General features: G+C 68.8%; 14 protein-coding genes. All 14 read right to left on the bottom strand.

The window, feature by feature from the left end:
• Positions 1-727: 5-aminolevulinate synthase (gene hemA, locus BLQ71_RS09570; RefSeq protein WP_074621529.1), on the bottom strand; the 727-nt coding region annotated here is incomplete at its 3' end.
• On the bottom strand, positions 717-1,532 hold the full coding sequence (gene puhE / locus BLQ71_RS09565) for a putative photosynthetic complex assembly protein PuhE (RefSeq protein WP_074621528.1): 816 nt from the start codon (positions 1,530-1,532) through the stop codon (positions 717-719). The genes hemA and puhE, both read right to left, overlap by 11 nt.
• 61 nt (positions 1,533-1,593) lie before the next feature.
• Entirely contained in the window at positions 1,594-2,718 is a 1,125-nt protein-coding gene (acsF, locus tag BLQ71_RS09560) for a magnesium-protoporphyrin IX monomethyl ester (oxidative) cyclase (protein ID WP_074621527.1), read from the bottom strand.
• Entirely contained in the window at positions 2,715-3,011 is a 297-nt protein-coding gene (locus tag BLQ71_RS09555) for an O2-dependent cyclase accessory protein (RefSeq protein ID WP_043143925.1), read from the bottom strand. The genes acsF and BLQ71_RS09555 overlap by 4 nt, the downstream gene beginning before the upstream one ends.
• Before the next feature lie 17 nt (positions 3,012-3,028).
• Entirely contained in the window at positions 3,029-3,502 is a 474-nt protein-coding gene (gene puhC, locus BLQ71_RS09550; RefSeq protein ID WP_074621526.1) for a photosynthetic complex assembly protein PuhC, read from the bottom strand.
• Positions 3,503-3,512: 10 nt separating this feature from the next.
• A complete protein-coding gene (gene puhB / locus BLQ71_RS09545; protein WP_074621525.1) occupies positions 3,513-4,154 on the bottom strand; it encodes a photosynthetic complex putative assembly protein PuhB in 642 nt (213 codons plus the stop codon).
• Between the two features lie 21 nt (positions 4,155-4,175).
• Positions 4,176-4,943, bottom strand: a complete 768-nt coding sequence (puhA, locus tag BLQ71_RS09540) for a photosynthetic reaction center subunit H (protein ID WP_074621524.1) — start codon at positions 4,941-4,943, stop codon at positions 4,176-4,178.
• Positions 4,944-4,986: 43 nt separating this feature from the next.
• On the bottom strand, positions 4,987-6,414 hold the full coding sequence (locus tag BLQ71_RS09535; protein WP_074621523.1) for a PucC family protein: 1,428 nt from the start codon (positions 6,412-6,414) through the stop codon (positions 4,987-4,989).
• A complete protein-coding gene (gene bchM, locus BLQ71_RS09530; RefSeq protein WP_074621522.1) occupies positions 6,411-7,091 on the bottom strand; it encodes a magnesium protoporphyrin IX methyltransferase in 681 nt (226 codons plus the stop codon). Before bchM ends, BLQ71_RS09535 begins: the two co-directional genes overlap by 4 nt.
• Positions 7,092-7,991, bottom strand: a complete 900-nt coding sequence (bchL, locus tag BLQ71_RS09525; protein ID WP_043143940.1) for a ferredoxin:protochlorophyllide reductase (ATP-dependent) iron-sulfur ATP-binding protein — start codon at positions 7,989-7,991, stop codon at positions 7,092-7,094.
• A 106-nt stretch (positions 7,992-8,097) separates the two neighbouring features.
• Complete coding sequence (locus BLQ71_RS09520; RefSeq protein ID WP_074621521.1) at positions 8,098-11,670, bottom strand: magnesium chelatase subunit H; 3,573 nt, start codon at positions 11,668-11,670, stop codon at positions 8,098-8,100.
• Positions 11,660-13,189, bottom strand: coding sequence for a ferredoxin:protochlorophyllide reductase (ATP-dependent) subunit B (gene bchB / locus BLQ71_RS09515; protein WP_074621520.1), 1,530 nt, complete (start codon positions 13,187-13,189; stop codon positions 11,660-11,662). Before bchB ends, BLQ71_RS09520 begins: the two co-directional genes overlap by 11 nt.
• On the bottom strand, positions 13,186-14,463 hold the full coding sequence (locus BLQ71_RS09510) for a ferredoxin:protochlorophyllide reductase (ATP-dependent) subunit N (RefSeq protein ID WP_074621519.1): 1,278 nt from the start codon (positions 14,461-14,463) through the stop codon (positions 13,186-13,188). The genes bchB and BLQ71_RS09510 overlap by 4 nt, the downstream gene beginning before the upstream one ends.
• A complete protein-coding gene (gene bchF / locus BLQ71_RS09505; RefSeq protein WP_074621518.1) occupies positions 14,460-14,948 on the bottom strand; it encodes a 2-vinyl bacteriochlorophyllide hydratase in 489 nt (162 codons plus the stop codon). Before bchF ends, BLQ71_RS09510 begins: the two co-directional genes overlap by 4 nt.
• Positions 14,949-15,138: the final 190 nt, after the last annotated feature.

Raw genomic sequence — 15,138 nt, 5'->3', positions numbered from 1 at the left:
CCTCGATCAGGGTGATCCTGTCGGCCAGGCCGCGGGCCTCGGCGATGCCGCCGCCGCGCGGACCGTAAAGCCCCACGGCGTGCACCTCGTCGAGATAGGACATGGCGCCGTGGCGTTCCGCCACCTCGACGATCTCGGCCATCGGGCAGATGTCGCCATCCATCGAGTAGACGGATTCGAAGGCGACGATCTTGGGCGCGTTGGCGGGCAGCGCCGCCAGCTTGCGGTCCAGGTCCTCGGGGTCGTTGTGTTTCCAGATCACCTTGCGGGCGCGGGAATGGCGGATGCCCTCGATCATGCTGGCGTGATTGGCCGCGTCCGAGAGGATGACGGCATCCGCCAAACGGCTGCCCAGGGTCGAAAGCGCGGCCCAGTTCGAGACATAGCCCGAGGTGAAGAGCAGCGCCGCCTCCTTGCCGTGCAGGTCGGCGAGTTCCGCCTCCAGCGCGACGTGATGCGCATTGGTGCCGGATATGTTGCGCGTGCCGCCCGCCCCGGTGCCGCACTGGTCCACCACCTCCTTCATCCGCGCACGCACGTCAGGGTGCTGGCCCATCCCGAGGTAGTCGTTCGAACACCAGACGGTCACCTCGTCCGGCGTGTCGGGGTCATGGCTGCGCGCGGCGGGAAAGGCCCCGCAGCGGCGTTCGAGTTCCGCGAAGATCCGGTAGTTGCCCTCTTGTTTGAGCGCGTCGAGCTGGGCGGTGAACAGAGCGTCAAATTCCATGAGGTTCCTCCGGGTGTCGTGTCGTCGTGGCAGGGCGGGGCGCGGGCAGCATCCAGCGCCAGAGTTTCGCATCGGGCAGGGGCAGCACCATCAGCCAGTGTTCCAGCAGCGCCAGCGCGGTCAGGGCCGCCAGCAGGGCGAACCCCGTGGCCTCCCCCGGCGTTGGCGCCGCCACCAGCCGTTCCAGCCAGCAGGCGGTGGCCAGGCTCAGCGCCGTGACCGACACCGGGAACAACCAGTTGAGCCGCTGCACGCGGAAATGGCTGGCCAGGTGCGACAGCGCCTCGGGGATGAACTCGGTGTTGATCCGGGGCACGCCGAAATAGAGGTTCAGCTTGGCCGAGATGCGCGCGAAATAGAGGATGGTGAAGGTCCAGGGCGCAACGCTGTTCGCGGCGTCATGGCCGTGCAGCCAGATCGCGATCATCACGGCGGCCAGCAGCATCTCGTGGTAAGCGATGGTGCCCCAGGCGCGGATGAAGCGTTCCCATTCCGGCAGGCCACGGGGGCAGGCATAGGGATTGGGGCCGGTGATCGCGCCGGTCATGAAGGACAGCTCGATCCAACCCCAGACCGCCAGCGCCGACAGGAAGGCCCAGTAGGCGCCGCCGGGGCCTGCCAGCGCCTGGGTGACGTGAATGCCCCAGGCGCCCAGTGCCAGCAGGGGCAGGCCCGCCAGCGTGACCGCCCGCCGCGCGCGCGCCCCGCGCCGGTCCGCCATGCGCACGACGACCAGGATCGCCCCGGTGGAAAACCACCAGAGAAACAGCGCGGCCAGCGCAGCGATCCAGGGCGCGCCCGTCATGACGGGCACACCCGAAAGGCGCTGTCTGCACGGGGGCGCCGGGGGATATGCGCCCGGTCGCTCAATAGGCCGGCTCCAGCCGGGTGCTGGCCGGCAGGCGGTGCTTTTTCGCCGGGATGAAATAGAGCCCGGCAAAGGCCGTCACCGCCCGCACCTGCGCCGAGATCCGCCGTGCCAGCCCTGTCACGCCGCCCTGTTTGCGGGCGCGGTCAAGATCGGCATTGGCCTTTTGCAGCCGCTTCAGCCCGGCCGACCAGCGCGGGCTGTCGATGTCCAGCGTGATCGGAAAGATCTGTTTCGACAGGGCGCTGGTCTTGGCAAAGACCTCTTGCCCGTACCAGTCCGGATCGACGCCAAGCGCCTTGTGAAAGGCGGGTCGCTGATGGTCGCGGACATACATCGTGGCAAAGACCGCCGTGAGAAAGAACTTGATCCACAGCACGTTGACGCCCGAGGTCAGTTTCGGATCGGTCTTCATCAGCAGGGCAAAGGCTTCGCCGTGGCTGAACTCGTCGTTGCACCATTCCTGGAACCACTTGAAGATCGGATGAAAGCGGTGCTCGGGGTGCGCCTCGAGGTGGCGATAGATGGTGATGTACCGCGCGTAGCCGATCTTTTCCGACAGGTAGGTGGCGTAGTAGATGAACTTGGGCCGGAAATAGGTGTATTTCTTCTTCTGCGTCAGGAAGCCCAGGTTCACCGCCACGCCTGCCTCGCGCAGGGCGTCGTTGATAAAGCCCGCGTGCCGCGCCTCGTCCCGCGCCATCAGCTGGAAAAGCTGGGTCACGTCCTTGTTGGTGCCGCGCCGCTTCATCTCCTTGTACAGCACGCAGCCCGAGAATTCGGCAGTGCAGGAGGAGATCAGGAAGTCGATGAATTCCTTGCGCAACTGCGGCTCCATCCCGTCCCAGTCGATCCGGTCCCAGTCCTCGTTCTTCTTGAAATGGCCCTTGTTCGGGTCGCTGACCATCTGCGCGATCAGCCGGTCCCAGTCGTCGCGCACCGGGCTGACGTCGATGGCGTCCAGCTCGTCGAAATCGGTGGTGTAAAAGCGCGGCGTCAGCAGGGTGTTCTGCATCGCCGTCTCGGTGGCGGCCTTGCTGTCGAATTTCGCCTGTTCCGCCTGGATCGCCAGGCCTTCCTCGGCGGTGGTGGCGTCGGCGCTGTGCATGTTCTGGACGTTCATAGCGTGACCTCCTCGGAGAAGGAGAATTCGCAGAGCTCCATGACCTCGAAATCGCCGGTCAGCCGGGTCCAGAGCCGTTCCAGCCCGGAGGCGCGGACGATCGTCGCCTCGCGCGCCTCGCGGATCACTTCGCCGTAGGGCGCCATGATCTCGGGTCCGTGGACCCGGACGCTGTCGCCGGGGTAGACGGTGGTGCCGTTGTCGAAACGCACATGCGCGTGCAGGCTCTCGAACCTGTGCGAGATCTCTACCGTGCAGGGCGCCCTTTCCAGTTCATGTGTCAGCCATCCCATTTATTGGCCTCCTTCCCTCATTGCGCCAGCAAACGCCCGAAGGCCCTGGCATTGTCTGCGCCGAACCCCATCAGGTCGGCGCGCCACCCGGTGCTGCTGTCGTGCAGCTCGAGCCTGCCGGTATCGCGTTGCACGAGCGTGACGGGGGCGTCAGGCGCGACACCATGTTTGCCACGCTCGTGCAGCAGGACCCGGTAGACACCGGAGATGAATCCACCCTCTTCGGGCGAAAGATCGGCAATCAGCACACCCTCGGGCGTGTGGACCCGGGCGGCACCGGCCATGTCGCCGGACAGCACGATCTCGCGGCTGAGGGTCACGGCGCCGCCGGGCGGCAGGGCCTCCAGCGGGCGGCCGGTCAGGCGGGCGGCGGTCACCAGTGCCAGCACCGTCAGCATCAGCAGGCCCACCAGCCGCACCATGACGCGCGGGACAAGCTCCTTGTCGTCGGCGGGGCGTCTCAGGCGGGGCGGCATTGCGGTGCGGGACATTGCGAAACCTCTACTCTGCGGCCAGGGTCGCGGGGCGGGCAGGGGTGCCACGGGCCACGCGGGGCGTCGCGATCTCGGCCTCGGCCTGGTCAGCTAGCAGGCGCGCGACGTTTTCGGCCTCGGGGATGCAGCGCAGCGCCGGCTGCGTGCGGCGCAGCACCCAGGGGCGCACATGCGGCCAGCACACCAGGTAGGACAGGCGCACGTCCCCGGGCAGCAGGTCCAGCGCGACGGTCCCGGTGCCCCGGCGGCGCAGCGACAGGTCGGCGCTGCGGATCTGGCTGTAGGGCAGGTTCAGCGTCACGGTCAGCGCGGCGCCGATGCGCATCGCGACCCGGCGATTGGTGATCGTGTAGACCGTGGCCCGGGCCTGGACAAAGCCCACGATCATCAGCAGCACGCAGACGATCGCGCCCAGGATCAGGAAGGGGGACGAGGCGGCAAAGGCCTGACCCGCGCTGCCCTGGTCGACCAGGGTGACAAAGCGCCAGGCCGCCAGCCCGGCAAAGTAGAGCGCCACCCATTTCAGGTTCAGCGCCTCCACCGTCAGCGCCCACCAGTCCGGGTGCCCCTGCCAGAGGATCTGCTCTCCCTCCGGTGGGCGTTCGGGCAGGCCGCGGACCGGCTCGAAGGCGAAATCGTCATGGTTCATGGCGCTCTTCCTTTCCCGGTCTCAGCCCAGTTGCGGGGCCTGCCGCGCGGCGCTGGCGTAAAGCGTGCCGCCGCCGTACCAGGCGCAGATCTTTTCCTCTTCCAGCAGCGTCACCTGCCGGGGTGAGGCATGTTGCGGCACGCCCGCGAACTGCGCGCCAAAGATCGAGCGCACGCGAACGCCGTCCTTGCGGATGCGGGCCATCGTCATCGGGATCAGCCGCTTGCCCGCCTCGTCGTCCAGCGTCACCTCCAGGTAGCGGACCAGCTGTTCCGGCGCGTCCACCCACATGTCGGAAATCTTGCCGACGACGGCGCCGTCCCCGGCCACCACGGGCAGCCCGCGCGGGTCGCGCCCGGCGGCGACGTGAAAGGTGCCGGTGGCATTCATCGGCACGATCTTGGGGTGGCCGTGGCCGTCCAGTTCCGGCACGTCGCGCCGTGCCGCCCAGGAGGCGGGGCCGACACCATCGGCCATCGGGTCGCCGGTCGGCTCAAAGGGGAACCCGTCCGAGGCGGCGGTGCGTGCCAGCGCCAGGTCGGCCCGTTCCCTGTTCTGGCCCGACGGCACGGTGACGGTGCCGCGCCCGTGGGGCAGCGAAAAGGTCTTGTCGTCGGGAACCGGGAACATGCCCTGGTTGGGCGCCGGGTCGCCGTCGTCGTTTTCCAGCGGATAGCCCTCGCGCATGTTCTCGCGCTGGATGTAGTAGATCAGCAGGGCGAAGAAGACGAGAAACAGCCAGAGCGCCAGGCTCGCCAGGTCGAAGTTTCCGAAGAAGGGGTCTGCCATTGGTCTGTCCTTTCCAGGGTGTCCGTGCTCTCGCCTCGGGGTCTCAGGTGGGGAAATCCGCAAGTCCGATGCGGGTCTCGGTTGGGGGCCGCCTGCGCAGGCGCACCAGCGGGCCAAGGGCCGCAAGGGTCACGAAAAGCAGCCCGATTTCCAGGTGGTAGACAAAGGCATAGCCGGTGGCTGGGGATTGCAGCGCGGTGCCCAGGCCGCCGGCGCTGGCCAGTGCCCCGATCCAGTCGCGCAGGCCTCCGCCCAGGGCGATGGCCAGCCCGGCCCCGGTGGCCTGTGCGGCCCCCCAGGCGCCCAGGGCAAGGCCGTGCCCGGCCCGGCCGGTGGCCGGCATCCGCATCGCCGCCAAAAGGGTCGAAACTGCAAAAAGCCCGCCGCCCAGGCCGATCAGCCCGGCCCCGGCAAAGAACAGTCCGGGCGCCTGCATCGGCGCGGCAAAGATCACCGCGCAGAAACCCGCGATCCCGGTCAGCATGCCGGTGCCCGCCATGCGCATGGCGTCCCGCCCGCGCGCCAGGGCCCGGCCCGCCAGGGCAAAGCCCGCCAGCGCGCCCGCCGCCCAGATGGCGGTCAACAGCGTCGTGGTTGACACGCTCAGGCCCAGGATCTCGCCGCCGTAGGGTTCCAGCAGCACGTCCTGCATGTTGAAGGCCAGCGTGCCCAGGAAGACCACCGCCAGCAGCCGCCCGGCCTCTCCGCCGGCCAGTAGGTCGGCCCAGGCCTCGGCAAAGCGCGGGCGGGGCGCTTCGCGCTCGGCGCGAGACATGGGGCGCATGTGTTCCTGTTTCCACAGCGCGACCAGATTGAGCAGGATGCCGACGACCGCCGCGCCCTGCACCACGCGCACCAGCGTCAGGGGGCTGAAGTCCCGCAACAGCCAGCCAATCACCACCGCCGAAACCCCCATGCCCAAGAGGAACATCACGTAAAGCAAGGCAACCACGCGCGGGCGCGTCTCCGCATCGGCGCGGTCCGTGGCCAGGGCCAGCCCGGCGGTCTGGGTCATGTGCAGGCCCAGGCCCGTCATCAGGAAGGCCAGCGCCGCCAGCACCTCTCCGGCAAAAGGCAGCTGGTGCACCGCGTCGCCGGACAGAACCAGCAGCGCAAAGGGCATGACCGCCAGCCCGCCCATCTGCCAAAGCGAGCCGAACCAGAGGTAGGGAATGCGCTTCCAGCCGATCGCGCTGCGGTAGGTGTCCGACCGGAACCCCAGCAGCGCCCGGAACGGCGCGATCAGCACCGGCAGGGCGATCATCGCCGCGACCACCGTGGCCGCCACAGACAGCTCGACGATCATCACCCGGTTCAGCGTACCCAGCAGCATCACCGTCGCCATGCCGACCGAGACCTGGAACAGCGACAACCGCAAGAGCTGGCCCATCGGCAGGCCGGGGCTGGCGGCATCCGCAAAGGGCAACAGCCGCGCCGTCAGGGCCTTGAGATGGGCGGGGCGCAGGATCATGAGGCCAGCTCCATCGCCTGGCTGATGTAGAAGCCGACCGAAACCCGCTCCAGCACCGCCAGCCGCCCGGGCGCCCCGGCGCGCCCCAGCGCGCGCGACAGGCGGGCCGGGACATGCGGCACCATCACCGGCGACCGGTCGGCGCGCGGGAACAGCTGTCCCATGCGCCACATCGCCATCAACAGGGGCGTGCGCGGCGCCACGGTAAAAACCAGGCGACCCTCGGTGCGGCGGGCCAGCCCCTGCAGAGCCTGCGCGATGTCGCTTTCGGCGTAGTAGATCAGGCTGTCCATCGCGGTCACATGGTCGAACCGGCCCAGCGTCGGGTCCAGCATGTCGCCGCTGGTGAAATGCACCTGCCCGCGCAGGTCGATGGGCAGGCGGTCCCGCGCGATCCCGACCAGCGCCGGGGAAATGTCGACGGCCACCACCTCGGCCCCGCGCGCCGCCAGTTCGGCGGTCATCTGTCCGGTGCCACAGCCCGCGTCCAGCACCCGCGCCCCGCGCAGGTCCCCAGGCAGGCGCGACAGGATCTGTGCCCGCATCGCATCCCGTCCGCGCCGCACGGTCTCGCGGATGCGGCTGACCGGCGCATCGCTGGTCAACCGCTCCCATGTGCGGGTGGCGGTGGTGTCGAAATAGGTCTCGACCCGGGATCTGGTGGCCTCGTAGCTCATTCAGTCGAACCCCAGCATTTCAAAGATGTCGCGGTCTTCCATCGGCGCCGGCGCCAGCGGTTCGGTCCCGCGCCAGAGCGTCTCGGCCAGCCGCAGGTATTCCGCCCGGCAGGCGATGATGTCGTCTTCGTCGTCCATCTCGAACAGCGTCTTCTTCTTCAGCCGCGAGCGGCGAATGGCGTCCACGTCGGGCATATGCGCGATGCGGTCGAAGCCGACCCTCGCACAGTAGCGATCCACCTCGTCGGTCGCCTTCGACCGGTTGGCGATACAGCCCGCCAGCCGCACCTTGTAGTTGGCCGACTTGGCCTGCACCGCGGCGATGATCCGGTTCATCGCGTAGATGCTGTCGAAATCATTGGCGGTCACGATCACCGCCCGGTCGGCGTGCTGCAGGGGCGCGGCAAAGCCGCCGCAGACCACGTCGCCCAGGACGTCAAAGATCACCACGTCCGTGTCTTCCAGCAGGTGGTGCTGTTTCAACAGCTTCACCGTCTGGCCCACGACGTAGCCGCCGCAGCCGGTCCCGGCGGGCGGGCCGCCCGCCTCGACGCAATGCACGCCGCCCCAGCCCTCGGTCACGAAGTCCTCGGGGCGCAGCTCCTCGGCGTGGAAATCCACCTCCTTGAGGATGTCGATCACCGTGGGCTGCAACCGGCCCGTCAGGGTAAAGGTGCTGTCATGCTTGGGGTCGCAGCCGATCTGCAGCACCCGCTTGCCCATCTTGGCAAAGGCCGCCGAGAGGTTGGACGAGGTCGTCGACTTGCCGATGCCGCCCTTGCCGTAGACGGAAAAGACCTTGGCCCCCTCGATCCTGGCGTCGGCGTCCTGGTGCACCTGCACCGAGCCTTCGCCGTCCTGACCGCGCCGCAATTGCGGGATGTCGTCTCTCGGGCTCATGAAGTCCTCCAAACGGGGCGCAACGCCCCTTGTTTCTTTGGGCCGCAAATACCTCGGGGTCCGGGGCAGAGCCCCGGTCCGACCGTGCCGGATGCGCAACGCCCGGTCATTCCGCGGCCACCCCTTCCATCCGGTCCTCCAGCGAATCTGCCGCCTCGCGCAGCGCCGCCAGGGTTTCGGCGCTGGTCTGCCAATAGGCGCGGTCGTGCGCCTCCAGCAGCCGGTTCGCCATCCGGGACGAGGCCGCCGGATTCAGCGCCGCCAGCCGGTTGCGCATCTCCTCGTCCAGCACGAAGGTCTCGGAAATCCGCTGATAGACCCAGGGTTCGACCGCCCCGGTGGTGGCCGACCAGCCCAGCGTGTTGGTGACGTGGCTCTCGATCTGGCGGACGCCCTCGGCGCCATGTTTCAGCAGCGCCTCGTGGAACTTGGGGTTCAGCGAGCGGGCGCGGGTTTCCAGCGCCACCTGGTCGGCCAGGCTGCGGACCTTGCCTGCGCCCCGCGTCGTGTCCGAGATGTAGACGGCGGCGCCCTGACCACCCCGCGCGCGTTTCACCGCGCGGGAAATCCCGCCCAGCGTGTCGAAATAATGGTCCACCGTGGTCACGCCCAGCTCGACGGATTCGAGGTTCTGATAGGCCAGGTCGACGCGGGCCAGCGCCCGTTGCAACAGCGCCGGGCGGGCCTGTGCCTTGCCATCGGTGCCATAGCCGAAACTCTTGCGCGCCTCGTAGGCGTCGGCCAGTTCGTCCTCGTCGCCAAAGGCCGAGGAATCCACCATCTGGTTGACGTTCGACCCGTAGGCGCCCTCGGCGTTGGAAAAGACCCGCAGCGCCGCCTGGGCCATGTCGCAGCCGGTTTCCTCGATGCAGGCCAGCGCATGGGCGCGGATGAAATTGCGGTCGGCGGGCTCGTCGGCCTCTGCCGCCTTCAGTGCCGCCTCGGCCAGCATCCGGGTCTGCAGGGGCAGCAGGTCGCGGAAGATGCCCGACAGGGTCATGATGACGTCGATGCGGGGGCGGCCCAGGTCCTCCAGCGGGATCAGTTCGGCGCCGCAGAGCCGCCCGAAGCCGTCGAACCGGGGCCGCGCGCCCATCAGTGCCAGGGCTTGCCCGATGGGCGCCCCGTCGGACTTGATGTTGTCGGACCCCCAGAGCACCACGGCGATGCTGCGCGGCAGGGTCTTGTGCGTGTCCAGCAGCAGGTCTGCCTGCGCCGCGCCGTCGCGGCAGGCCAGCGCGCTGGGCATCCGGAAGGGATCGAAGGCATGGATGTTGCGCCCGGTGGGCAGGATCTCGGGCGAACGGATCAGGTCGCCGCCCGGCACCGGCGGCGTAAAGCGTCCTTCCAGCGCCCGCATCAGCGCGGGCAGTTCCGTTTCACGCCCCAGTTGCGCCGCGATCTCCTCGCGGTCGGCCTCGGGCGGCAGCAGGTCCAGGTAGCTGTTGCACGCCTCGGGCGACATGGCGCGGCCGACCACATGCAACCCCTCGGGGATCAGCGCCTCTTCGGTTTCCAGCAGGCGCAGCCACAGCGCCTCGGGGTCGGTGTCGGCCATGTCCAGCGCCTCTGCCTGGTCGGCGATCAGCGCGGCGATCTCGTGGCGAGCGGGATCGCTGGGGGCGGCGCCGCGCCAGCGGGTCAGGCTGTCCTTCAGCTCGGCCAGCCCCTTGTAGAGCCCCGCCGCCGCCAGCGGCGGCGTCAGGTGAGAGACCGTCACCGCGCCGCTGCGCCGCTTGGCCAGCGTTGCCTCTGAAGGGTTGTTGGCGGCATAGAGATAGACGTTCGGCATGTCGCCGATCAGGCGGTCGGGCCAGCAGGCGGGGCCGGGGCCAGCCTGCTTGCCGGGCATGAATTCCAGCGCGCCATGCATCCCGAAATGCAGCAGCACGTCGGCGCGGAACTGGTCCCGCAGCCAGAGGTAGAACTGTGCAAAGGCATGGGTCGGGGCAAAGCCGCGCTCGAAGAGCAGGCGCATCGGGTCGCCCTCGTAACCGAAGGCGGGTTGCAGCCCGACAAAGACCTTGCCGAAGGTGGCGCCCAGGATGAACACCCCGCGCCCGTCGCTCTGGACCTTCCCGGGGGCGGGACCCCACTGCGCCTCGATCTCGTCCAGCCAGGGGGTGTCGGTCACGATCCGTTCGGCGCCGACGTGGTCGGCCACGTGGGCCTCTTGCCCGTACTGGCGGGCGTTGCCGCCCAGCACCGCCTCGCGCAGCGCCTCGACACTGTCGGGCGGGGTCAGGTCATAGCCGCGGTCCGCCATCGCGTGCAGCGTGTTGAAAAGCGACTGGAACACGTCCAGGTAAGCGGCTGTCCCGGCGGCGCCCGCATTGGGCGGAAAGCCGAACAGGACGATGCCGACCCGCCGTTCGGCCACCCGTGAACGGCGCAGCGCCGCCAACCGGTCGACCCGGGCGGCCAGCGCCTCGATCCGGTCGTGACAGGGGGCCAGCGCCTTGACGGTCGAGGCCGCCTGGCAGGCCCGCGCACAACCGTCGCAGCCCGACGGCCCGTGGCGCCCGGCAAAGATCGTCGGGTTGGTCGCGCCGTCCAGCTCGGGCAGGGCGATCAGCATGGTGGTCTCGATCGGGCCCAGCCCCTGCGCCGAGGCGGCCCATTCGCCCAGTGTCTGGAACTCCAGCGGATGCGCGGCGACATAGGGCACGTCCAGCGCCTGCAACAGCGCGGTGGCGGCAGCGTTGTCGTTGTAGGCCGGCCCGCCCACCAGCGAGAACCCCGTCAGCGACAGCAGGGCGTCGATCCTGGCGCCGTGCTGGTGCTGGAAATAGCCCTCGATGGCGGGGCGCCCGTCCAGGCCCCCGGCAAAGGCGGGCAGGACGCGCAGGCCCCGCGCTTCCAGCGCGCGGATCACCGCGTCGTAATGTGCCGTGTCGCCCGACAGGACATAGCTGCGCATCATCAGCAGGCCGACGGTTGCGCGCGGTGCCGCGGGGCCGGGCAGGGCGGCGGGATCGGTGGCGATGCGGTCGGGCAGGTCGGGGTGGTACAGGCCCACCTCGGGATAGTCCTGCGGTGCCGGGGCTTCGGCCCCGCGCCAGTCCGCGTGGCGGCAATAGCGCGAGATCAGGAAACGGATCAGCGCCTCGACATTGTCGTCGGACGCGCCCAGCCAGTATTGCATGGACAGGAACCAGGCCCGCAGGTCCTGCGCGCGGCCCGGGATCAGCCGCAGGATGCGGGGCAGGCGGCGCAGTATCCGCATCTTGCGGGCGCCGTCCTGCACGCCGGATTTGCCGCCGCCGCGCAGTTTTTTCATCAGCTTCGACACGCCGCTGTCCGGGGCGGCCATGTCCAGCCCGCCCATGCGGGTCAGCTTGACGATGCGCGCGTCCGAGATCAGCCCCGCCATCGCGTCACAGCTTTCGCGCCGCGCCTGCAGGTCGGGCAGGATCGCGCGGATGTGCTCGTCGAGGAACAGCAGGCTGGTGACGATGATGTCGCCCGTGGCGATGTCGCGGCGCGCGGCCTCCAGCGCCTCGGGATGTTCGCCCCATTCGGCCGCGGCATGGATCGCGACGCGCAGGCCGGGAAACTCGCCCCGCAGCCGGTCCGCGGCGCGGGCGCAGGGGCCGGCGGCATGAGCGTCCAGCGTCAGGATCACGACGCTGTAGCCGTCCGGGGCGCCGGGGCCGCCTATGAACCCGTCATCGCGCATAATGGGCCTTTGCGTCATAAAGCGTGTCCAGCCCGATCCGGGTCAGCCCGCGTTCGCTGGCATAGGTCTCGGTGTTGCGGCGCGCCTTGCCGCGCACGAAAAAGGGAACCTTGCGCAGCTCGCGTTCCGCCTCGTCCAGCCAGATGACCTCGCCGCCGGTGTCAGGCGCCTCGGCGGGGGCGGGGGCGGGATCGGCAACGCGCGGCGTGGCGGCGCCGCCGTGGTGGCTGGCCCCGGCATCGTCGTGAAACTCGAAATCCTCGCGGAACATGGTCAGCAGGTGTTCCTCCAGCCCCATGACCAGCGGATGCACCCAGGTGTCGAAGATCACGTTGGCGCCCTCGATCCCCATCTGGGGCGAGTAGCGGGCGGGAAAGTCCTGGACGTGGACCGGCGCGCTGATGACCGCGCAGGGAATGCCCAGGCGCTTGCCGATGTGGCGTTCCATCTGGGTGCCCAGGATCATCTCGGGGGCCAGCTCGGCGATGCGGGCCTCGACCTCGAGGTAATCCTCGGTGATCAGCGCCTCGACGCCATAGTCGCGTGCCAGGGCGCGGATCATCCGGGCCTGTTCGCGGTTGTAGCAGCCCAGTCCTGCCACTTCGAACCCCATCTCGTCGCGGGCGATGCGGGCGGCGCTGGCCACGTGGGTGCCGTCACCAAAGATGAAGACGCGCTTGCCCGTCAGGTAGGTGCTGTCGACGCTGGCGGAATACCAGGGCAGGCGCAGGCGGCTTTCGTCCAGCGCCAGCGACCGGCCCGTCAGGGCCGCGACCTCGCCCAGGAAATCGCGGGTGGCGCCGACCCCGATGGGCACGGTGCGGGTATAGGGCTGGCCCAGCTCACGCTCCATCCAGCGGCAGGCGGCCTCTCCGGTCTCGGGGTACATCAACACGTTGAAATGCGCCGCGCCCAACCGGGTCAGGTCCTGCGGCGTGGCGCCATAGGGGGCGCAGACGTTCACGCCGATCCCCATGTCGCCCAGAAGGGCGGTCAGTTCGGTGATGTCGTCGCGGTGCCGGAACCCCAGTGCCGTCGGGCCGATCAGGTTGCAGGTGACATGGGCCGACCTGTCCATCGGGCGGGCGAGGGCGCGGACAAGCTGGAACAGGGTCTCATCGGCGCCGAAATTCTCCTTGCGCTGGTAGCTGGGCAGGTCCAGCGGGATCACCGGCACCGGCAGGCCCATCGTCTCGGCCATGCCGCCGGGATCGTCCTGGATCAGTTCCGCGGTGCAGGAGGCGCCGACGATCATCGCCTGTGGCCGGAACCTGTCATGGGCGGCCAGGCAGGCGGTCTTGAACAGCTGAGCCGTGTCGGCGCCCAGGTCGCGCGCCTGGAAGGTGGTGTAGGTCACCGGCGGACGGTGGTTGCGCCGTTCGATCATGGTGAACAGCAGGTCGGCATAGGTGTCGCCCTGCGGCGCGTGCAGCACGTAGTGCAGCCCCTTCATCGCCGTCGCCACCCGCAGGGCGCCCACATGCGGCGGGCCTTCGTATGTCCAGACCGACAGCTTCATTCCGCCGCCTCCAGCCGCAGGGCCGCGCGGCGGCGCAGGGGGCGCGAGAAGAGCCCGGCCAGGTCGCCCGCCTGTTCGTAGAAATGTACCGGGGTAAACACCAGCTCGATGGCCCACTTGGTGGCCAGACCCTCGGCTTCCAGCGGGTTGGCAAGGCCAAGACCGCAGACCGTCAGGTCCGGGCGGGCGTCCCGGCAGCGGTCCAGCTGGCGTTCGACGTCCTGGCCTTCTGCCAGTTGCGGGCCGCGATCCAGCAGATCCAGTTCCGGCCCGACGACGGCGCGGTGGATGTAGGGGGCGCCGACCTCTATGGCCCGCATCCCGCATTCGCGGGTCAGGAAACGCGCCAGCGGGATTTCCAGCTGACTGTCGGGGAAGAAGAACACCGACCGGTCGCGCAGGCCCTCGGCGGCCTGGGCCACGGCGCGGGCGGCGCGGGCACGGGGCGCGGCGGTCACGGCATCGAAATGCGCCTGATCAACGCCGAATTCCCGCGCCACGGCGGTCAGCCACGCGGTGGTGCCCTCCTCGCCAAACGGGAACGGCGCGGGAATGTGCCGCGCCCCGCGCCGTTCAAGGGCGGCAAGCGTGCCCCCCAGGAACGGCTGTGTGAGGGCAAAGACGGTGTTCGGCCCGATGGCCAGGCCGCTGTCGGCATGGCGCGCGGGCAGAACGGCGACGTCCTCGATCCCCAGCTTGCTCAGAAGGTCCAGCGCCTGGTCCTCGACCACGTCGGGCAGGGCGCCCACGAGGATAAGCTGCCGCCGGTCGGTGTCCGGCAGGGCCGGGACCATCGCGGCCAGGCAGGCGTCTTCGCCTTCGGTGAATGTCGTCTCGATCCCAGAGCCCGAGTAATTCAGCACCCGCACCTTGGGGGCATGTCGCGCCGACAGTCGTTCGGCGGCGCGCGACAGGTCCAGCTTGATGACCTCGGACGGACAACTGCCCACCAGGAACAGCTGGCGGATGTCAGGACGCCTTGACAGCAGGCGGTCGACCTCGCGTTCCAGTTCCTCCTGTGCGTCGGCCAGTCCGGCGAGGTCCGTCTCTTCGAGAATCGCGGTGCCGAAACGCGGCTCGGCAAAGATCATCACCCCGGCGGCGCTTTGCAGCAGGTGGGCGCAGGTCCGGCTGCCGACCACCAGGAAAAACGCATCCTGGATCTTGCGATGCAGCCAGATGATGCCGGTCAGTCCGCAAAACACCTCGTGCTGGCCGCGTTCGGCCAGCACGGGGACGTCACGGCATCCTGTTGCGGGGGCGGGGTCGGTCATGCGGGCACCGCCGCCTGCAGCCGTGCGGCCCGCAGTTTCAGCAGGAATTGCGCGGCGTTGACGACATAGGCGGCGTAGGCCGCCAGCGCCAGCAGCATCAGCCCGCCCGGTGTCAGGCTGCCCGCCAGCAGCGCCCAGACATAGGCACTGTGCAGGGCAATCACGACCATGCTGAAGACGTCTTCCCAGAAGAAGGCAGGCGCAAAGAGGTACTGGCCAAAGACGACCTTTTCCCAGATCGCCCCGGTGACCATGATCAGGTACAGGAACCCGGTCTTGACCAGGATCGAGACGGTCGCCGCCTCAAAACCCGCGCCCGTCGCCATGTAGCGCAGCACCAGTGCCAGCGAGATCAGAAAGGCCAGGAACTGCAGCGGCGCCAGGATGCCCTGAACAAGGGTCCAGGCGCTCTCGTCGCGGCGTTGCTTCTGCGCCTGCGTGTAGAGCGTCTCGCGGCCGGCGTCCTCTTGGATCTGTCGCAGCATCTTCGCCCTCCCCAGCGGAGAAATCACCCCCGATGCTAGGGTCCGGACTCGCAAAGTGTCAATTAAAACTTACACCGATGTTGGCAGAATTTTTGGACACTGGTGGGCGGCCGCCAGAAGCTGCAGAGCAGGTCTTGTCCTGTGAAAAAACGCACTATCTCAGATAATGTTCGGTGTTTTCATCTGCTTG

The sequence above is a fragment of the Antarctobacter albus genome (genome assembly GCF_900101505.1).
GTDB classification, from domain to species: Bacteria; Pseudomonadota; Alphaproteobacteria; order Rhodobacterales; family Rhodobacteraceae; genus Antarctobacter; species Antarctobacter albus.
This window is presented reverse-complemented; position numbering and strand designations above follow the sequence as displayed.